Raw genomic sequence first — 240 nt, 5'->3', positions numbered from 1 at the left:
CTGAGTAACCCATATGCTCAGGATCGTAATAATGACCAAACGAGAAGGTGTGACGACTGTCAAGCCATCCGAACGAAGCTCTTCCTCGATCTGCAGCACGTCTGATTTCCAGCATAATGTCACCTCTGTAATGATATCAGTACGGAAAGGGAATATGTCAGGGCAAGCGCGCCCTTAAAGGACGCGTTTGACCAGCAGTGAATCAGCCGACACTTTGCCAGCACCGGAGAAAACCAGTGA

At 49.6% G+C, this 240-nt stretch carries 1 pseudogene; it reads right to left on the bottom strand.

The features are described 5' to 3' along the window. Nucleotides 1–115, bottom strand: a pseudogene (locus tag ACYP03_RS27740) (pirin family protein); the annotation flags it as partial. Nucleotides 116–240: the final 125 nt, after the last annotated feature.

The sequence above is a fragment of the Photobacterium sp. R1 genome (genome assembly GCF_054600795.1).
This window is presented reverse-complemented; position numbering and strand designations above follow the sequence as displayed.